Origin of the sequence: Pseudomonas sp. DWP2-2, from assembly GCF_049897065.1 — a bacterium.
GTDB lineage: Bacteria > Pseudomonadota > Gammaproteobacteria > Pseudomonadales > Pseudomonadaceae > Aquipseudomonas > Aquipseudomonas paracarnis.
On the sequence record NZ_JAFCVN010000005.1, the window covers coordinates 464,173 to 484,190 of the forward strand.

Annotated in this window: 16 protein-coding genes; 6 read left to right on the plus strand and 10 right to left on the minus strand. The window is 61.2% G+C overall.

Annotated features, from left to right (window positions below):
- Window positions 1-12: 12 nt before the first annotated feature.
- The 5 genes from ACP7CZ_RS14810 to ACP7CZ_RS14830 all read right to left on the minus strand — a co-directional run bounded on the left by ACP7CZ_RS14810 (window position 13) and on the right by ACP7CZ_RS14830 (window position 8,520).
- Window positions 13-1,899: a cation-translocating P-type ATPase gene (locus tag ACP7CZ_RS14810; protein ID WP_294188590.1), complete on the minus strand. Its 1,887-nt coding sequence runs from the start codon at window positions 1,897-1,899 to the stop codon at window positions 13-15.
- Complete coding sequence (gene hflK / locus ACP7CZ_RS14815) at window positions 1,896-2,930, minus strand: protease modulator HflK (RefSeq protein WP_003195796.1); 1,035 nt, start codon at window positions 2,928-2,930, stop codon at window positions 1,896-1,898. The genes ACP7CZ_RS14810 and hflK (ACP7CZ_RS14815) overlap by 4 nt, the downstream gene beginning before the upstream one ends.
- Window positions 2,927-3,928, minus strand: a complete 1,002-nt coding sequence (hflC, locus tag ACP7CZ_RS14820; protein WP_161793234.1) for a protease modulator HflC — start codon at window positions 3,926-3,928, stop codon at window positions 2,927-2,929. The genes hflK (ACP7CZ_RS14815) and hflC overlap by 4 nt, the downstream gene beginning before the upstream one ends.
- Before the next feature lie 9 nt (window positions 3,929-3,937).
- The gene (gene hflK / locus ACP7CZ_RS14825) at window positions 3,938-5,863 is read right to left on the minus strand and encodes a protease modulator HflK (protein ID WP_294188593.1); all 1,926 of its coding nucleotides are present in this window, start codon (window positions 5,861-5,863) and stop codon (window positions 3,938-3,940) included.
- Between the two features lie 134 nt (window positions 5,864-5,997).
- A complete protein-coding gene (locus ACP7CZ_RS14830) occupies window positions 5,998-8,520 on the minus strand; it encodes an RHS repeat-associated core domain-containing protein (protein WP_052200009.1) in 2,523 nt (840 codons plus the stop codon).
- A 432-nt stretch (window positions 8,521-8,952) separates the two neighbouring features.
- Here ACP7CZ_RS14830 and ACP7CZ_RS14835 point away from each other — a divergent pair, with 432 nt between their 5' ends.
- From ACP7CZ_RS14835 to ACP7CZ_RS14860, 6 genes are read left to right on the plus strand one after another with little or no spacing between them, the layout of a single operon-like run.
- Entirely contained in the window at window positions 8,953-9,573 is a 621-nt protein-coding gene (locus ACP7CZ_RS14835; RefSeq protein WP_057975210.1) for a CDP-alcohol phosphatidyltransferase family protein, read from the plus strand.
- Window positions 9,574-9,583: 10 nt separating this feature from the next.
- The gene (locus ACP7CZ_RS14840) at window positions 9,584-11,332 is read left to right on the plus strand and encodes a bifunctional alpha/beta hydrolase/class I SAM-dependent methyltransferase (RefSeq protein ID WP_072445677.1); all 1,749 of its coding nucleotides are present in this window, start codon (window positions 9,584-9,586) and stop codon (window positions 11,330-11,332) included.
- A 2-nt stretch (window positions 11,333-11,334) separates the two neighbouring features.
- The gene (locus ACP7CZ_RS14845; RefSeq protein WP_072445678.1) at window positions 11,335-12,633 is read left to right on the plus strand and encodes a phosphatase PAP2/dual specificity phosphatase family protein; all 1,299 of its coding nucleotides are present in this window, start codon (window positions 11,335-11,337) and stop codon (window positions 12,631-12,633) included.
- A complete protein-coding gene (locus tag ACP7CZ_RS14850) occupies window positions 12,623-13,066 on the plus strand; it encodes a hypothetical protein (RefSeq protein ID WP_054896098.1) in 444 nt (147 codons plus the stop codon). Before ACP7CZ_RS14845 ends, ACP7CZ_RS14850 begins: the two co-directional genes overlap by 11 nt.
- Window positions 13,067-13,075: 9 nt before the next feature.
- Window positions 13,076-13,696, plus strand: a complete 621-nt coding sequence (locus ACP7CZ_RS14855) for a lysophospholipid acyltransferase family protein (RefSeq protein WP_034129175.1) — start codon at window positions 13,076-13,078, stop codon at window positions 13,694-13,696.
- 1 nt (window position 13,697) lies between these two features.
- Window positions 13,698-14,630 carry a phosphatidate cytidylyltransferase gene (locus ACP7CZ_RS14860; RefSeq protein ID WP_034129176.1) on the plus strand — a complete coding sequence of 311 codons (933 nt, stop codon included), beginning with the start codon at window positions 13,698-13,700 and terminating at the stop codon, window positions 14,628-14,630.
- A 168-nt stretch (window positions 14,631-14,798) separates the two neighbouring features.
- Here ACP7CZ_RS14860 and ACP7CZ_RS14865 read toward each other — a convergent pair whose 3' ends face one another.
- The 5 genes from ACP7CZ_RS14865 to ACP7CZ_RS14885 form a co-directional block, all read right to left on the minus strand.
- Entirely contained in the window at window positions 14,799-15,164 is a 366-nt protein-coding gene (locus tag ACP7CZ_RS14865) for a hypothetical protein (protein WP_054896099.1), read from the minus strand.
- Between the two features lie 83 nt (window positions 15,165-15,247).
- Window positions 15,248-17,080: a glutamine--fructose-6-phosphate transaminase (isomerizing) gene (glmS, locus tag ACP7CZ_RS14870; protein ID WP_294188606.1), complete on the minus strand. Its 1,833-nt coding sequence runs from the start codon at window positions 17,078-17,080 to the stop codon at window positions 15,248-15,250.
- A gap of 10 nt (window positions 17,081-17,090) precedes the next feature.
- Window positions 17,091-17,858: a DeoR/GlpR family DNA-binding transcription regulator gene (locus ACP7CZ_RS14875; RefSeq protein ID WP_003195822.1), complete on the minus strand. Its 768-nt coding sequence runs from the start codon at window positions 17,856-17,858 to the stop codon at window positions 17,091-17,093.
- Between the two features lie 238 nt (window positions 17,859-18,096).
- Window positions 18,097-19,464, minus strand: coding sequence for a bifunctional UDP-N-acetylglucosamine diphosphorylase/glucosamine-1-phosphate N-acetyltransferase GlmU (gene glmU / locus ACP7CZ_RS14880; RefSeq protein ID WP_054898304.1), 1,368 nt, complete (start codon window positions 19,462-19,464; stop codon window positions 18,097-18,099).
- 123 nt (window positions 19,465-19,587) lie between these two features.
- Window positions 19,588-20,004 carry a F0F1 ATP synthase subunit epsilon gene (locus tag ACP7CZ_RS14885; protein WP_003195825.1) on the minus strand — a complete coding sequence of 139 codons (417 nt, stop codon included), beginning with the start codon at window positions 20,002-20,004 and terminating at the stop codon, window positions 19,588-19,590.
- Between the last annotated feature and the right edge of the window lie 14 nt (window positions 20,005-20,018).

Sequence of the window (20,018 nt, forward strand, 5' to 3'; positions counted from 1 at the left end):
ATATTTCTGAAATTATTCGTCGAGTTTCAACAGCGGCTCCTGGAAGCGCAGTAAACGCCCGGCGTTCCCCAATACCAGCAAGGTGCTGAGGTTATGCAGCACCGCCGCGATCATCGCGCCCGCCGCCCCCAGCCAGCCAAATGCGGCGAACACCACAATGGCCAGTGTCCAGCCCAAGCCAATGATCACATTGACCTGCAACGTCTGCCGACACTGGCGACTCAAGCGCACACAGGTGCCCAGGCGGCGCAAGTCGCTGCCGATCAACACCACGTCCGCCGAGGCCAGGGCGATGTCCGCACCGCCCGCGCCCATGGCCACGCCGACCACGCCGGCCTTGAGCGCCAGGGAGTCGTTGATGCCGTCGCCCACCACCATTGGCCTGAAACCACTGCTGATTTCGCCCAACACGCGGTTGAGCTTGTCTTCCGGCAGCGCTTGGGCTTCGACATCACTGATGCCCACGTCCAGCGCCAGGCTATCGGCCACACTTTGGCGGTCACCGGTCAGCAGCAGTTGGCGGCCCAGGCCCAAGTCACGCAGCTCTTGCAGGGCCTGGCGCGCTTCGGGTTTGACGCTGTCGGCCAACAGCAGCCAGGCGAGGAACTCGCCGTTCAACGCCAGCCCGGCAATCGGGCCATCATGGGTGGGCACGGCGGTGGTGACGATGCCCAACTGTTCAAACAACTCCGGCCGTCCCAGCGCCGCTTCGCCCTGCTCGGTCTGGGCGACCACGCCCAGGCCCTGACGCTCGCGAATGTCGCTAAGCACCCGCATCTGCTCCTGGGTCGCCAACCCCGCCAACGCTCGGCTGACCGGATGACTGCTTGCCGAACCGAGGCTGGCCGCCAGGTTCAGCAGCTTTTGGCGATCCGGCGCGGCGGTCTCGATGGACTGCAAACGCAGGGTGCCAAAGGTCAGGGTGCCGGTCTTGTCGACCACCAGTGATGTCAGGTCGGCCAGTTCTTCCAGGAACGCCGAGCTGCGAATCAGAATGCCATGGCGCGCCGCCACGGCGATCCCCGCAATAGCGGTGGCCGGCGCCGACAGCACCAAAGCGCACGGACACGCCGCCACCAACACCGCCAGCATCGCCTGCGCATCGTTGGTGACAAACCAGGTGACCGCCGCCAGCAACAGCACCAACACCATATAGCTGCCGGCGTAGCGCTCCAGCAGCCGGGTGATCGGCGGCTTGGAACGCTCGGCGTTCTGCATCAGCGCAATGACTTTGCCCAACGTCGATTCGTTGCCGGTACGCGTGACCTCAAGGCGCAGCAGGCCATCGAGGTTGATCGCCCCACCAAACACCTGCACGCCCACGCTGGCTTCCAACGGCACCGACTCGCCGGTGATCGGCGCCGTGTCCAGGCTCGCCTGGCCGGACAACACCACGCCATCGGCCGGCACGCGGTCACCGGCACGCACTTCGACGATATCGCCGGTGTTCAAGGTGCCGTTATCCACTTCGGTGATGCTGCCGTCCGCCTGCACCAGGCGGGCGTGGCTGCGGGTGAGTTTGCCCAGGGCATGGATCGCTTCCTGGGAGCCAATCACGCTGCGCTCTTCCAGCACATGGCCAAAGATCATGATGATCGGCAGCAACGCGGCGGTGAGCAGATCACCGGTGGCCCAGGCGCCGAGCATGGCCAGGGCGATCAATTGGTCGGTGATGCCGTGCAGGCTCGGAAAGCGCAGGCTGTACCAGGCCGAACGCATCACCGGCACCGCCACCAACAGGGATGCCACGCCAAGCAGCAGCTGGCTGACGCCGCTCTGGTCGGGCGCGAGCCAGCGCCACACCAGGCCCAGCACGAGCAAGCCCAGGGCGAGCATCGCCAAGGTCAATTGCCGGGCAGCGCTGCGCTGCTCGGCTGAGGTCAGCATGGGTGCGCTCATTGCTCGGCTCCCTGGATGATCAAACGGGAGTCGTCTTTGGGATCGACGGTGGTCACGGAACCGGCCTGGCCGAGAATCTTCGGCAAGCGCTCACGGTACAGGCGCAACAGCAAACCGGGGTCTTTGACCTGGGCGAGGCTGGCAACGGTAGCGGTCTGCGCCTGGGCATTGGCCAAGCGCTCACTGGCCTGGGCATGGGCGACTTGCACCTGGCGATCAGCTTCCTGGTTGGCGGTCTGGGTGAGTTTTTCCGCTTCAGTGCGGGCGTTGGCCACGGCTTTATCGGCTTGCTGGCTGGCGGTCAGTACCGCGTTGAACGCATTCACCGCAGGCCCAGGCAGGCTCGATTGCACATCGACGCGGGTGGCTTCGATACCCAGCCCCAAGCCGCTGGCCGCCAACTCCGCCAGGCGTTTGTTGATGCCTTGCACCAGGTCGCCGCGCAGCCGCTCACGCCGTTCGGCGGCGCCATTGTCGCTGCCGATCAGTTCCGGGCGGGCTACCAGGATGGTGTCCAGATCCCGCGCAGCGGTGAGGGCCACGGCGCTGCGTGTCACCAGCCGATCCAGGGCCGGCAGCACGTGGTCGCCCTGCAACACAAAGGCGTAGGGTTCGGTCACCTTGTAGAACACCCGCACGTCCAACTGCACCACCCCGGCATCGCCGGTCAGCAGGTAGCCGGAGCCGGCCAGGGCATCGCTCAAGGGGGTGGCGAAACTGGCCACGCGATCGGCCTGCAGCGCCGCATCGGAACGCAGCAGGTTTTCCACCCGCCGTTCGATCACCCGGTCGGCCGCTGGCAGCAGGACGACTTGTTCGAAAGGCTGCGGCCAAGCCAGCAACAATCCGGCGTTCTGAATGCGATCGAGGGCGCCAAAATGCAGGACCACGGCGCGATTCTGCGGGTCGATCTGGCGCACATTGGAAAAGGCCCAGGCCAACGCCGCCAATACAGTGACCGCGTACAGTGCCAGGAACGTCAGGCGCCCGGCCTGGATCCACGGGCTGTCCGGGCTTTCAGGCTCGCTCATGGCTGCAGGTCCTTCGGCCCATCCACCAGTGCGCGAAACGGCGCGGCGTCGGTGCGCAGGATGATCTTGGTCCCCGGCGTGACCACCGTGCCCAAGGTATCCAGCGAGCGCAGCAGGTTGTACAGCTGCGGATTGCCAGCGTAGGCGCGGCCATAAATCTGCGCAGCTTCAACCCGCGACTGCGCTTCGATGTCGGCGGCTTTCACGGTGGCATCGGCCTGCATGATGCGCGCATCTCGCTCGGCAGCGGAGCGGATCTGCGCCGCTTCGCGCTTGCCCACGGCGGTGCGTTCGGTGGCGATGGTTTCACGCTCGGCGCGCATGCGGTCAACCGTGGCGGTGAGGGTCACCGATGGCAACGTCAAGCGCTCGATACCGACCTGCGCCACGCGCACACCATAGGTGGTGAGCAATTGTTGATCAATCTGCTGGCGCAACTGCGCTTCAAAATCAGCAATGCGCACTTGGCTGGCGTCGGTATTGATCAAGCTGGAGAGGTCAAAACTGGCCGCCGTGGTTTCCAACGCCGAGCCGACGAAGGTACGAATCTGCCGCGCCGCCTCATCCGGCTGGTTCTGCACCGCACGCATAAAACGCTGCACGTTGTCGGCATCGCCCTGCACCTGCCACGCCACATAGGCCTGCACAATAATCCGCAAGCCATCGCGGGTGCCCACATCCTGCAAGCCGCTGGACGTAGTGCGCAGGCGCAGGTCCACCGGGATCGCTGCTTCGAACGGTGCCGGCCAGCGCCAGCCCAGGCCCGGCTCCAGCAGCACGCGCGCAGGGTTGCCGAAGCGGGTAATCACCGTGGCCTCGCCGGAACGCACTTGCACCAGGCTCGCCGCTGCCACGGCAAACAGCACCAGCAACACCGCCCACGCCATGCGCCGCCAGGGAAAAGGCCCGGTCGCCTGCTCATCGCCGTGATGGTGATGGTGGTGGCCGTGATGGTGGTGATGACCGTGATCATGATCGTGGGAATGAGCGCTCAACAGACGAACTCCTTATTGAACGGCTTTGCGCGGCGCCGACGGGTCGGCGGGCAAGGTAAAAGAACGTAGATCGATCGTCGGCGCACTGTCGGCACCCAAACGATGATCCAGAATAAGCAGCTTGGCCTGGGCCAGGCCCTGGCTCAGTTGGCCCAGGTACTGTTCCAGCACGAAGGCTTGGCCCGCAGCGGCGTAGGCTTTTTGTTCGGCGGCAAAGCGCAGGTTCGCTGCTTGGGCGCCGGCATTCACTTCGCGGGCACTGGCCTGGGCCTGATCGCGGGCGGTACTGGCTTGAAGCAGCGCCTGGTTGGTCTGTTCGCTGGCGGCACCGCGTTCACGGGCGATCAAAGCCTGGGCGCCGATCTGCGCGGCTTGCACACCGTGGTAAGCGTTGGCGGCACCGGCCGGCGGGTGGATCGCCTCGACCACCGTGGCAAGAATTTCCACGCCGCTGTCGAGGGTTTGCAGGTCGGCTTGCACGCTGCGACCAATCTCGTCGGCGAGGCTGGTGCGCTCCTCCCCGAGCAATTCATCCAGGGTGCGCGAGGCAAAATCGTGCACCAGGATGCGGCTGGCGGTGCTGCGGATCAGGGTCGGGATATCCGCGCTGTTGTAGGTGGCGGCAAGCGCGGCCTGATCGGTGAGGCCGATGCGGTAGACAAAGCGCACGTCCATATTGACTATCTGGAAGCCCTGCTTGTCGCCGCTGCTGCTGGCAATAACCTGGGATTTGTCATTCACATGGCTGGCGTCCCACAGGCGGTTGGCGATCAACGGCGCCGGGCCTTCGGCTGCGGCCAACTGCGGTGTGGCGGCGTCACTGACGCTGGTCGCCAGCTCATGCACCACGCCGTTTTCAACATTCAGTACGCGGCCCAACGGCCACGGCAAACCCGCATGCAGCCCGGGGCCGAACACCTCGACCGGTTTACCAAAACGCTCATAAATCCCACGGCCTTGCAGGGGCACTTCATGCACACCGGTCAGCGCCCAACCTACTGCCAGCACCACCAGCAGCACCGGGAAAAAAGCTCGGCGCATATAGGTAAAGGCCCAGATTTGGCGCAGGTCGATGCCAAAGCGGTTGTGCAATTCATGCTGCAACGCCAGCAACGGCTGCGGCGGCCAACGCAGCAGGCCGGCAATAAAACTCTGCGCCATCAAGCGCGGTTCGAGGCGCGGCTGGCGCGGGCTGAACAACGAGAGCACGCCCCTGAGCAGGAATTCCAGCGCTACCAGCGCCGGCAGGAGCCCGATGAAGGTGGCCAGGCGCAGCGGCCAGACCGACTCCGCATTGGCAAACAGCAGGCAGATCGCGCTGAGCACCAGGCAGATAATTGCCATCCGGCTCAATTGCGCCAACTGTGAGGCTTCCGGCCATTGGGCAGCGGTTTCCTGGCCCAGGCGGCGTTCGAATACCAGCAGGCCAAACGCCAGAGCCAAAGCGAGCGCTGCGCCAATACTTGCCGATTGCCCGATGGCAGCAGCGGGCAAGCCCAGGTTCCAGAACTGCAGGATGCTGACCAGCGCCAGCAACGACCAGCCGCCCAACCACAGCACCGGTGCGCCAATCTGCGCCAACAGGCCGTTGCCAAACCGGTTGATCAGGCCCCTATGCCAGGGTGTAGGCTCGATGGATTGTTCGACCGCTTCACCGCTCGGCGCTTCCAGCGCCTGGGCACGCCAATCGGCCACCCACCAGGCCGACTGCAAGCCGGCCACCAGCAGCAGCAGGGCCGACGCGCAATTGATCAATACCACCGGCCAGATCGACACGGGTGCAAACAACGCTACGAACAGCGCCAATATCCAACCACTGAGAGCCAGGGTTGTCAGGCCTATACCGGCCTGGCGCAATCGACGGGCGTGGAACAGCCCCTGCTGAAAACGCGCGAGGCCTTCAACCGAAGACCCGTCAGCCTCTAGATCCACTTGCATCTGCTCAACGCCCATTTGCACACAATTCGTTACGATATAACACGAAGCGTGAAATTTTTGTTCTCAACCCCGTTCGCACATTTAGGTCGAGGAGCACTCGCAAAATATCCGTCGGCTGTCCGGCCTTCACAGAGTTACCTCAGGGCACGTCGGGCACTGCTACCTTGAATGACTCTACGCATGTTTCGCCAAACACGATGGGCAACCCGTGAGACAGGGTTGCGCGCCGCACGGCGCAAGTCTCGCTCTACTGCTCGAGTCAAAGCCTCCAGGGACGGGCTCCTAACCATCGGAGCGGGTTCGAGAACAGGCTGAGGCTCGACATGAACCTCTATGATGTCAACGTCCGCCCCCAGTTGATAATCGTAAACTTCCTGTCGCGTGATACCCGTAGCACGCAGGCCGAAAGCAGTCATGATTCTCTGAGTTGAACGGCCATTGCCCTCACTGGCCAAAAACCGCTCCAGCATGCCTTCCTGCTGCTGCGTAGCAAGCAGAGCCTCATTGTTTTGAACGTTCCAGCGCACAATGGCTTGCGGTAAAACACCGTAAAAATTGTTATGCCTTGAAATCATTTCATACTGATGCCAGGTAACGTCGGTAGCATTGGGCCCCTCTACTGGCGCACGGTAGTTTTCCATCAAGCGCCAGCGGCCGGGCAAGAATTCGTTTCTGAACCGATACCTGCCTGGGATTGAAGCAGACGTGTAAGTAGACTCAACGCGGTGCTCGCCATACATACGGTGAGTCATGCTCCTCTCCACGGCGTCCCGGCGCTCGGCGGCGACGTGAGCATCCACGTCACGACGCCGGAATGTCTCTGGATTCTGTCGATAAGCCGGAACATGGGCACTGGAGGAATTATCCGAATAGTCGTCGGCGACTTCCGGAGCCCTGCCATCGTGGTCTCGATACCGGAGCGGATTATTTCGGACCATTCGATACAGATTCAGCCCATCGATTTCGCCCGAGGGATCCGGGTTGATCCAGCGCATCAGCCATGGCGCATAGTAACGCGAACCGTAATAGTACAATCCGGTCGCATCCCGCTCTTGGCCTGAATAACGGATGGTCTTGCCATTAACATGAGTCTGACTTCTGGCCGCCCACCACGCCGTACCACCGAAGGGGTAATACCCCTCATGACTGATCACGTCACCATATTCATCGAGTTCCAACGCAACGCTGCCCAGATGGTCATCAACGTTGTAGCGCCACTGTGGGACAGGTAGTCTCTTGCGACCGTTCGCTCGCCAGTTTAACCGTCGAACTTGACTGCGCCCTAACGCCACGCTGATGACATGCAGGACTTCTCCCGTCGCCGTATCGCTGTGTATCTCCAAACCCGGCAGATACATGACCTGGGCCACATGCTCAACAGACTTTGCCTGCCACACTCGTACCTTGCGTCCACGCTGCCCAGTGCCATGGTAGAAATACCGTTCGTTATCCGCAGGCCCCGCCTTGCGCAGCACCTGGGTGACTTGGTGCAATTGATTACGGGCGTCCCATGTCATCCTCTGCGCGCCGTCCAACATCAACAAATTGCCGTTTGCATCAAACCCATTGGCTAAATCCGGTGGATTCATCTCATCGGCCATGTACATGCTTCGATTACTACGCTCGGCTGTCTTCATCATGCGCAAGGGTTCGCTGCCATGCTTGAGCGTGATTAGATTTCCGCCGAGGTCATAGGTGTAAACCTGCGTGTAGTTACGCAACCGACTCGCGTCACCTCCTCCTGGTAGTACAACACCGGGCAGGCCAGGCTGAATGCCGGCCAGGACGCTTTCCCGTCCGGTGGCCTCAATCAAATGGTAAAGCGTGTCGTAGCGATAAGTGCTAACGGGGACAATTCGTTGAGAATCAAACCATTGGGTTGGTTGTGCCCGGTCCTCCAAGCATTGCAGGTTACCCACGGGGTCCCACTGATAATGTAGGTCCTGGAGTACTTTATCCTGCCGGATTGTGTTCAGTCGTAATAGTCGCCCACTGCGGGCGTCGTAGCCGGGCCGGGAAATGACACCATTACCCGCCAGCTGGGATTCGACTTGACCACAAGCGTTATAGCGGACCGCGCTGAGCAGCAATTGCTCCGGTTTTCCATCCTCAGTCAGACTGGATTGAACCAGTTCACCCGCCACGTTGTAGCAATGGCTCTGCACATTCGCCAACGCATCGGTTTGGCGGAGCAACTGATTCAACGCATCGTGATGCCATTGCGTGAGATACCGCATTGCCGCGCCTTGGTGATCTGTCTCCAATAACGCGTCGCGCTCATCCAAAGACTCAGGCCAATCCGCGGGTACCAATGCCTTGAGAAACTGTTGAGTCTGGCCTGCAACGTGCCCCAGCAAACCGTAATCGACAAAAACCTGGCTGCCGACCCCATCGTCATGCCGAACCAGCCGACCGCAACGATTGCCCATTTCAGTCGATGATCCGTACGTCAGCCGCTCGACGAAGGTCTGGAGAGTGGTCGCTGACTCTTCGCTCACACTAACCTGACGTATTTGGGAGTCATAGCACACCCGCCGGACAGTACCCCGCCCATCCCAACTATGCAGCGTTTGAGCTGCGTCGCCCACAAGGTTGACACGCCAGCCCGCATCTACGCTTTCAACACGCAACAGCTGGCCCGACAGACTATGGGTCATAACTTGGTTGGGCTCCCCTGTTTCACCACCGTTGCCCACAATCGCGTGTCCCATTGTGCATGCACTCGACCAAGGACATCGCGCGAATACCTTTCGGTACGTGCCTGCAGTGCCTCGTCTAATGTCTGTCGGTGATACGCAACGACCGCTACTTGCAACCTACGCGCGTCTGTCACCCTCAGAGTCGGTGTCTGTCGGTGCAAAGTCGAAGACATTTGCGACCCTCTGCGTGTGTAGAGATGTAACTATAGACACGAACTCGATCACCTGCTGTTGAGGCCCCATAGGACGCTCCCACAAGCGGTGATTGATTATGCTCAAGAGCGTGACTAATCCCCTATAAACACGAGCCATCACTGGTGTCGGCTGCGATTAGTCGGCACACTTCAGACAGTTTTTCGCGGGTTCACGGACAAGGAAGCGCCACCCCCCATGATTTCCATCTACCAACTCAAACCGCGTTTTCAAAACCTGCTGCGGCCTCTCGTGCAGCGCCTTTATGACAACGGCACCACCGCCAACCAGATCACCGTGCTGGCCGGGGTTGTTTCCCTGCTGGTGGGGCTGTTGATCGCGGGCTTTGCCCAACACCTCTGGCTGTTTGCACTGATCCCGCTGTGGATGATTGTGCGCATGGCGCTCAATGCCATCGATGGCATGCTGGCCCGGGAATTCGGCCAACAGTCGCGCCTCGGTGCTTACCTCAATGAATTGTGCGATGTGATCGCCGACAGTGCGCTGATCCTGCCCTTTGCATTGATCCCCGATATGAGCCTGGCGCCGGTGCTGCTGGTGACGCTGCTTGCGGTATTCAGCGAATACGCCGGAGTGCTGGGGCCGATGGTGGGCGCGTCGCGCCGTTATGACGGGCCCATGGGCAAGAGTGATCGGGCGTTCGTGCTCGGGGTGCTGGCCACGGGCGTGGCGCTGGGCTGGCTCGGCGCCGGTTGGGTGGAGGCGGTGATGTGGCTGGTCGCCGCCCTGCTCGCCTATACCTTGGTCAACCGGGTGCGTCAGGGCCTCAAAGAACAACAATCTCTCCCTTCTGCATAAGGATTTTGCGATGCGCGAACAGCAACAGCACACCTTCAGTACCCATGATGGCGTCGAGCTTTTCTATCGGCACTGGCCGGCCACGGCAGGTGTCGGGCCGCGCAAGGCGATCCTGTTGTTCCATCGCGGCCATGAGCACTCGGGGCGTATTGCCCACCTGGTGGATGAACTGGGCCTGCCTGAATTCGACTTCTTCGCCTGGGACGCCCGTGGCCACGGCCAATCCCCAGGCGAGCGCGGCGACAGCCCCAGCTTTGCCACCAGCGCCCGCGATGTGCAGACTTTCTGTGACCACATCAATGCCACCTACGGCATCGAGGAGGAAGGCATCGCCGTCATCGCCCAAAGCGTCGGCGCGGTGATCGCGGCCACCTGGGTTCATGATTACGCGCCAAAAATCCGCGCCCTGGTGCTCGCCTCGCCAGCCTTCAAGGTCAAGCTGTACGTGCCCTTCGCCCGCCCCGGCCTGGCACTGATGCGCAAGTTTCGTGGCAACTTTTTCGTCAACAGCTACGTCAAGGCCAAGTTCCTCAGCCATGACCCCGAACGCGTGGCGTCCTACGACAGCGATCCACTGATCACCAAGGCCATTTCGGTGAATGTGCTGCTGGGCCTTTACGAAGCGGCCGCCCGGGTTGTCGCCGACGCCCAGGCGATCCAGGTGCCGACCCAACTGCTTATTTCGGGCTCCGACTTTGTGGTGCACCGTAAACCCCAGCAGCAGTTCTTCGACCGCCTCGGCAGCCTTAAAAAAGAGCTGCATATCCTCCCCGGCTTTTTTCACGACACCCTCGGCGAACGTGATCGCGCCGTGGCTGTGAGCAGCGCCAAGCGCTTTATCTTGCAGAACTTCGCCCACCCGCTGGACCGCGCTTCTTTACTGGATGCAGACAAACTTGGCGCCACGTGCGCCGAATCCGAATCCCTCGCCGCGCCGTTGCCACGCAATTCACTGCGCGACCTGTACTGGCGCATGACCCGCGCCAGCATGGGCCTGGGCAAGAACCTGTCGGATGGGGTGAAGCTGGGCTTCGACACCGGCTTCGATTCCGGCAGCACCCTGGACTACGTGTATCGCAATAAGCCTACCGGCAAGGGCGGGCTGGGGCGGATGATCGATACCAACTACCTCAATTCCATCGGCTGGCGTGGTATTCGCCAGCGCAAGCTGAACGTCGAAGAGCTGCTGCGCCTGGCCATGGCCAAGCTGCGTGATGATCACCGCGAAGTCCGTATCGTCGATATCGCCGCCGGCCACGGCCGTTACATTCTTGAAGCCTTGCAGGGCGTCTCGCCGTTGCCGGAGTCGATCCTGCTGCGCGACTACAGCGATATCAATGTGCGCGACGGTGGCGCGCTGATTCGCGAAAAGGGTTTGGGGGACATCGCCCAGTTCGTCAAAGGCGACGCGTTCGACCGCGCCGACCTGGCCGCCCTCGACCCCAAGCCGTCCCTGGCCGTGGTGTCTGGCCTGTACGAATTGTTCGCCGATAACGCCATGGTCGGCGGTTCACTGGCGGGCCTGGCCGAAGCCGTGGAGCCAGGTGGTTACCTGGTCTACACCGGCCAACCGTGGCACCCGCAGTTGGAGCTGATTGCCCGTGCGCTTACCAGCCACCGTCAGGGTCAGGCTTGGGTGATGCGCCGGCGCAGCCAGGCGGAAATGGACCAACTCGTCGAAGCAGCGGGCTTTCGCAAGATCACCCAGCGCGTGGATGAGTGGGGCATTTTCACCGTGTCCCTGGCACAGAAGATCTGAACATGCGCGAAACCGGTTTATTGAAACCTGCGGTGCTTTGGCTGCTGCTGTTGGCGCCGCTGTTTTTCAGCACCTACGGCTTCGCCACCTGGGTCACCAGCCAGCGCAGCGACGTCGGCACCCTGGTGTTCGGCTGGGAAACACACATGCCGTTCTGGGCATGGACAATCGTGCCCTACTGGTCCATCGACCTGCTTTACGGCTTCTCGTTGCTGCTACCCAACACGCGTCATGAGCTCAAACAGCATGCGCTGCGCCTGCTGAGTGCGCAGGTGATAGCCGTGAGTTGCTTCCTGATCTGGCCACTGCGCTTCACGTTTGAGCGGCCGGAACTGGACGGTGTGTTCGGTTGGTTGTTTGCGGTGCTGGCCGGTTTTGACAAGCCCTTCAACCAGGCGCCTTCGCTGCATATCGCGCTGCTGGTGATCCTGTGGGTGATGTACCAACGGCATACTCAAGGATTCTGGCGTTGGGTGGTGCACGGCTGGTTCGCGCTAATCGGGGTTTCGGTGCTGACCACTTATCAACATCACTTTATCGACTTACCCACAGGCGCCCTCGCGGGGTGGTTGTGCGTGTGGTTATGGCCGATGGAGCACCCGAGCCCCTTACTGAATGCACGGCTGACGCGGGATAACCAACGATGGCGGCTAGGGATACGCTATGGGCTGGGCGCAGTGATACTGACAGTGCTGGCCTGCTTATGCGGTGGCGCTTGCCTGTGGCTGCTATGGCCTGCGGTTTCTCTGGGGTTGATCACGGCCAACTACCTCGTACTCGGCGCGTCGGGCTTTCAAAAACGTGAGGATGGCCACCTTACGCCTGCGGCACGCTGGTTATATGCACCTTATCTGGCGGGCGCCTGGATCAATTCGCGGCTGTGGACGCGCAAACATCCTCAGGCCGATCCGATTGTGGATAACGTCTGGCTCGGGCGTATTCCTGCCACCCGCGAGCTGGGTTCATTCAAGGCCATTGTCGACTTATGCGCCGAACTGCCGATTAATCCACAGGGCCGTGCTTACGCCTGCGTGCCCGTGCTGGACCTGATCGCCCCAACCCCCGACGAATGCTTGAAAGCGGCCCACACCATTGAACGCCTGCAAGCGAGCGGCCCCCTGTTGGTGTGCTGTGCCCTCGGTTACTCACGCAGCGCCACCGCCGTCGCCGCCTGGCTGTTGAACACGGGGCGAGCCACCACGGTTGAGCAAGCGCTGGCTATTATTCGTACAGCGCGGGCCGATGTGGTCCTGCACCCCGAACACCGTCAAGCATTGGAGGGTTTGCCAAATGCCTGCTGATATGGAACTCCAGGTCGTCGCCAGCCTGTTGCGCCGCGGCCGCTCCCTGGATCAGTTATCCACAGGCCTGACGCTGCTAGGCGTGCTGTTTGGCCTCGCCCAGCTGCTGTTGGCCAGCATTTCCACCATTTGTCTGCTGTTGGCCCTGTGGATGATCGTGCTGGGCCTGCTGCAAAAGTATTGGGCGCTGCGGGTGGCCTTTGACGCCGACCTGTTCGCCCTGCTCGCTCGCGACACCACCCGCACGCCAGACCTGGACCAGGCCCTGCAAACCCTTGGCCTGCAATCGCCCAAGCGAGCCGGTCGGCCATGGACTGAACGCCGTCGCGGCGCCCTCAAACTGCTGCGTAAACAAGCCTGGCTGCTGGGCGCGCAAGCGCTGTTGACCCTGGGCGTCATTCTCGCCAGCCCTTGGCTACCTTTCGCCGGATAAGGAATTCCCATGTTCGAACCCGTGGTCGCCACGCTGATTACTTCCATGGCCCGCACCGTCACTGGCGCCCGCAGCCTGTGGCTGGGGTGCGCGCCGGTCCCGGTGCAGCGGATCTACTTCGCCAACCACAGCAGCCACGGCGACTTCGTCCTGGTGTGGGCATCACTGCCGCAGAACCTGCGCAAATTCACACGCCCGGTGGCTGGCAGTGATTACTGGAACAAGAGTGCGCTGCGCCGCTACATCATCAATCGAGTGTTCAATGGCGTGCTGATCGACCGTGAGCGCAAGGACCCTGTGGACAACCCATTGCAGCCCATGCTTGCGGCGTTGGAGGGCGGCGATTCGCTGATCATTTTTCCCGAAGGCACGCGCAATCTGGAGGATGGCTTGCTGCCGTTCAAAAGCGGTTTGTACCACCTGGCAAAGAGTTACCCACAGGCCGAGCTGGTCCCGGTGTGGATAGCCAACCTGAACCGGGTTATGCCCAAGGGCCGCGTATTGCCACTGCCCTTGTTATGCACCACCAGCTTCGGTGCCCCCCTGCAACTGGAAGAAGGCGAAGACAAAGCCGACTTCCTTGCCCGCAGCCGCGACGCCCTGCTCGCCCTTGCCCCGGAGCATTCCTGAGATGGATAGCCAAACCCTGATGTTATTTGGCGGCATCGGCGCGATCCTGGTCATCGCCTCGCTGATCGGCCTGATCCTCAAGCTGCGCACCCGTGGCAGCCCGAATGCCGTGATCGACAACCTCAACGCCCGCATCAACGCCTGGTGGGTGATGGTGGTGGTGATCGGCATCGCGTTCTGGCTCGGCACCGGCGCGGTGATCCTGCTGTTCTACGCGGTGTCGTTCTACGCCCTGCGCGAGTTCCTCACCCTCACGCCCACCCGACGCAGCGACTACCCGGCCCTGGTGGCCGCGTTCTACCTGGCCCTGCCGCTGCAATACCTGCTGATCTACGCCGACTGGTACGGGCTGTTCTCGATCTTCATCCCGGTGTACGTGTTCCTGCTGCTGCCGATCCTCGCCTCCCTGGGCGGCGACAGTACGCACTTTCTGGAACGGGCATCGAAGGTGCAATGGGGGCTGATGATCGCCGTGTTCTGCGTGTCTTTCGTCCCGGCACTACTGACCTTGGACATACCGGGCTACGAAGGCCGCAACCTGCTGCTGATCGCCTATCTGGTGATCGTGGTGCAACTGTCGGATGTATTGCAGTACGTGTGCGGCAAGCTGTTCGGCAAACGCAAGATCGCGCCCAACCTGTCGCCGTCGAAAACCGTGGAAGGATTTGTGGGCGGAATTCTGCTGTCCTCCTTGATCGGCGCGGCGCTGTGGTGGACCACACCGTTCAATCCCTGGCAGTCGTTTCTGATCGCGCTGCTGATCAACTTGCTGGGGTTTGCGGGAGGGATTGTGATGTCGGCGATCAAGCGTGACCGCGGTGTGAAGGACTGGGGGCACATGATCGAAGGACACGGCGGGATGTTGGATCGGCTGGATTCGGTGTGCTTTGCGGCGCCGATCTTCTTTCATCTCGTGCGCTACTGGTGGACCTGACCCACCCCTTTCACAAACCCGATGGAGATCAAAATGTGGCAGCTGGCTTGCCTGCGAAAGCGGTAGTGCAGTAACAGATGCAGCGACTGACACGCCGCCTTCGCGGGCAAGCCCGCTCCCACAGGGGATATGCGCCTACCTGTAGGTTTTATGGTGCTTTCAATGCCTCTAGCCAGTGATCTCGATATAGCTAGACTCTCCGCCTCCGGTCGCACCCGATAGCCAGCCCCAAACGAAACTCAGGGTAGTGCGCCCGGCGTGATCAACACCTACCGTGCCTCGTGACCACCCTGCGAGCAGCTCCCCGTCCAGGGTGACGCACTGATAAAGCAGCTCGATAGTATCTGGGCCGGTCACCCGCCCGACCTGCGTTCCCAGGCGAATTCGGCCACCCTGATAAATGCTCGAAATCACCCCGTCTTCGACTTTGTAATGAAACACGGTGCCGGTACCGGACAGGCCTTGCGCGTTATTCGCGACCACAAACCGACGATTGTGCAGACGTGCGTGGACGGTAGCAGAAGGGCTTTGCATCAATACGCATCCTTGAATTGAGCGAATCCAGAACGAAAAAAGGGGCTGTTTAAAACAGCCCCTATTGGGTACGTCAGTAAGGCTTATTCCACCGTCACCGACTTCGCCAGATTACGCGGCTGGTCAACGTCGGTGCCTTTGAGCACGGCGACGTAGTACGACAGCAACTGCAGCGGGATGGTGTAGAGGATCGGCGACAGCGTGTCGTGGATATGCGGCATGTTGATGACGTGGGTGCCTTCACCGTTGGTCATGCCGGCTTTTTCATCTGCGAAAACGATCAGTTGGCCGCCACGGGCGCGTACTTCCTGCAGGTTGGATTTGAGCTTCTCCAGCAGTTCGTTGTTCGGCGCCACGGTAACCACCGGCATGTCGTCGTCCACCAGGGCCAACGGGCCGTGCTTCAGCTCGCCGGCCGGGTAGGCTTCGGCGTGGATGTACGAGATTTCCTTGAGTTTCAGCGAGCCTTCCATCGCCACCGGGTATTGCGCGCCACGGCCCAGGAACAGGGTGTGGTTCTTGTCAGCGAACAGCTCGGCGACTTTTTCCACGGTGCTGTCCATGGCCAAGGCTTCACCCAGGCGGGTCGGCAGGCGACGCAGTTCTTCCACCAGGGTGGCTTCGACACCTTCGGCGAGGGTGCCGCGCACTTGGCCCAAGGACAGGGTCAGCAGCAACAGGCCCACCAGTTGGGTGGTGAAGGCTTTGGTGGAGGCCACGCCGATTTCGCGACCGGCCTGGGTCAGCAGGGTCAGGTCGGATTCACGCACCAGGGAGCTGATGCTGACGTTGCAGATCGCCAGACTGCCGAGGAAGCCCAGCTCCTTGGCGTTGCGCAAGGCAGCCAGGGTGTCGGCGGTTTCACCGGACTGGGAGATGGTCACGAACAGGGTGTCGGGCTGCACCACCACCTTGCGGTAGCGGAACTCGCTGGCGACTTCGACCTGGCAGGGGATGCCGGCCAGTTCTTCCAACCAGTAACGCGCCACCATACCGGCGTGGTAGCTGGTGCCACAGGCGACGATTTGCACATTGCGCACTTTGGCGAACAGTTCGGCGGCTTGCGGGCCGAAAGCGTTCACCAATACTTGGTTCTGGCTCAGGCGACCTTCCAGGGTGCGCTGTACCACGGACGGCTGCTCGTGGATTTCCTTGAGCATGAAGTGGCGGAACTCGCCTTTGTCGGCGGCTTCGGCACCGTCGCGGTATTGCACGGCTTCGCGCTCGACGGACTGACCATTCACATCCCAGATCTGCACGCTTTCACGGCGGATGTCGGCAATGTCGCCTTCTTCCAGATACATGAAGCGGTCGGTCACTTGGCGCAGGGCCAGTTGGTCGGAGGCAAGGAAGTTCTCGCCCAGGCCCAGGCCGATCACCAATGGGCTGCCACTGCGTGCGGCAACCAGGCGGTCAGGCTGGCTGGCGCTGATCACGGCCAGGCCGTAGGCGCCATGCAGTTCCTTGACCGTGGCCTTGAGGGCGGTGGTCAGGTCGCTTTGATCCTTGAGCTTGTGGTTGAGCAGGTGGGCGATCACTTCGGTGTCGGTGTCCGAGGTGAAGACGTAGCCCAGGCCCTTGAGTTGTTCACGCAGCACTTCATGGTTTTCGATAATGCCGTTGTGCACCACGGCCAGGTCGCCGGAGAAGTGCGGGTGAGCGTTACGCTCGCACGGTGCACCGTGGGTGGCCCAACGGGTGTGGGCAATGCCCAGGCGGCCTGCCAGCGGCTCACCGGCCAGGGCTTGGTCCAGTTCGCTGACCTTACCCGGGCGGCGCATGCGCTCCAGCTTGCCGGCGTTGGTGAAGAGGGCCACACCGGCGCTATCGTAGCCGCGGTATTCGAGGCGCTTGAGGCCTTCGATCAGGATGGCAGTAACGTTACGTTCGGCGACTGCGCCAACAATTCCACACATGGTGTTTCTCCTAGATGATTGCCGCGCATATCAGCGTAATGCCGCGGGCTTGGATCTGGTCGCGGGCCTCGAGCGGCAGGCGATCATCGGTAATAAGGGTATGGACGCTGCTCCAGGGCAGTTCCAGGTTGGGAATCTTGCGGCCGATCTTGTCGGATTCGACCATCACCACCACTTCACGGGCGACCTCGGCCATCACACGGCTCAAGCCCAGCAGTTCGTTGAAGGTAGTGGTACCGCGCTGCAGGTCGATGCCATCGGCACCGATGAACAGCTGGTCAAAGTCATAGGAACGCAGCACCTGCTCAGCGACCTGGCCCTGGAACGAATCCGAATGTGGGTCCCAGGTACCCCCGGTCATCAACAGCACCGGCTCGTGTTCCAATTCGCTCAAGGCGCGGGCCACGTTCAGGGAGTTGGTCATCACCACCAGGCCCGGCTGATGGCCCAGTTCGGGGATCATCGCGGCGGTAGTGCTGCCGCTGTCGATGATGATGCGCGCATGTTCACGCAAACGCTTCACGGCCGCACGGGCGATGGCGCGCTTGTAGGCCGAGATGGGCTGGGCAGCGTCGCCCACCAGCTCTTGGGGCATAGTGATTGCACCGCCGTAGCGACGCAGGAGCAAGCCGTTACTTTCGAGGGCAGCAAGGTCCTTGCGGATGGTCACTTCCGAAGTTTCGAAATGTTTGGCCAACTCGTCCACGCTGACTTCGCCCTGCTCGTTGAGCAAGGTGAGGATATTGTGGCGTCGCTGGGGGGTGTTTCGTTTCGACATGGTAGTGATAAGTTTCGTTTCGAAAGATAACGAAGGCAATCAAAACCTATTGGGGAAAGATCGTCAAGAGGCGGAAGGCATTTTTGTAGAGCTTTCGGACATGCCACTAAACAACTGTGGGAGCTGGCTTGCCTGCGATAGCTGCGTGTCAGGCGACATCATGATGAATGTCAGACCGCTATCGCAGGCAAGCCAGCTTCCACAGGAGTGAGTCTCAACCTATCGAGTTGTGGATAACTCAGCTCTTTTTGATCTTGACTGGGCGTTTCCAGCCGTCGATGTTGCGTTGGCGGGCGCGGGCAACGGCCAGTTGGGACTTATCCACATCCTGGTTGATGGTCGAGCCCGCTGCGGTGTTGGAACCATCACCGATGGTCACGGGAGCAACCAGCGAGTTATTGGACCCGATGAACACGTCTTCACCAATGGTGGTCTGGTACTTGTTGGCACCGTCATAGTTGCAGGTGATGGTGCCAGCGCCGATGTTGGTGCGTGCGCCGATGACGGCATCCCCCAGATAAGTCAGGTGGCCGACTTTGGCGCCTTCGCCGAGGTGAGCGTTTTTCAGTTCGACAAAGTTACCCACATGGGCCTGGGCCCCCAGCTCACTACCCGGACGCAAGCGCGCAAACGGCCCGGCATCGCTGCCCTCACCCATCACGGCACCGTCGATATGGCTGTTGGCCTTGACCACCACGCCTTTGCGCAAGGTGCTGTCCTTGATCACGCAGTTCGGACCGATGACCACACCGTCTTCAATGATCACGCGGCCTTCGAGGATCACATTGATATCGATCAGGACGTCGCGGCCCACCGTGACTTCGCCACGTACATCGAAACGCGCCGGGTCTCGCAGGGTCACGCCCTGGGCCATCAGGCGCAGGCCTTCGCGCAGTTGATAGTGACGTTCCAGCTCTGCCAGTTGTTTGCGGTCGTTGGCGCCCTGCACTTCCATCGGATGGTGGGGCTGCTCGGTGGCGACCAGCAGGCCATCGCTGACGGCCATCTCGATGACGTCGGTGAGGTAGTACTCGCCCTGAGCGTTGTTGTTGGACAGGCGGCTCATCCAGTCGGCGAGCTTGTTGGCAGGCACGGCGAGAATGCCGGTATTGCCTTCAGTAATCGCGCGCTGGGCTTCGCTGGCATCTTTGTGTTCAACGATGGCAGCCACCTTGCCGTCGGCGTTGCGCACAATGCGGCCGTAGCCCGTAGGGTCATCCAGCTCAACTGTCAGCAGGCCCATCTGGCCAGGCACCACGTGCTTGAGCAGGCGTTGCAAGGTTTCCACTTCAATCAGCGGGACATCGCCGTAGAGGATCAATACCGTGTCCGCAGTGATGAAAGGCACAGCCTGCGCGGTCGCGTGGCCGGTGCCCAGTTGCTTGTCTTGCAATACGAAATTCAGATCGTCCGCAGCCAGACGCTCACGGACCACGTCGGCACCGTGGCCAATCACCACATGAATACGTTGTGGGTCCAACTGGCGGGCACTGTGGATAACATGGCCCAGCATGGAGTTGCCGGCAACCGGATGCAGTACCTTGGGCAGGGCTGAACGCATGCGGGTGCCCTGGCCTGCGGCGAGAATGACGATTTCAAGAGACATGAATGGCTACCAATCCTGGGCGGTCCGGGTTCAGACCAAAGAAGTGTTTTGCAAAAAAAGAAAAAGGGTAGCCGAGGCTACCCTTTTTAATCAATCACGCATGAAACAAAACGGCGACGCCGCTTACTTCTTGCGGATCTGCTGGAGAGTACGCAGCTGGGCTGCGGCCTCGGCCAGACGGACTGCAGCAGCGCTGTAGTCGAAGTCTGCGCCTTTTTCGTTCAGCGCCTTCTCGGCAGCCTTGACGGCTTCCTGAGCGGAGGCTTCATCCAGGTCGCCAGCACGTTGCACGGTGTCGGCAAGTACCTTGACCATGTTCGGCTGAACCTCGAGGAAACCACCGGAGATGTAAAACACCTCACGTTCCCCGCCTTGCTTGGTCAGAGTGATCGGACCTGGCTTCAAGCTTGTGATCAGCGGGGCGTGACCCATGGCGATACCAAGATCACCCAGGTCACCGTGCGCTGTTACAAACTCGACCAGACCGGAGAAAATTTCTCCTTCCGCGCTGACGATATCGCAATGGACTGTCATAGCCATCTGATTGCCTCAAC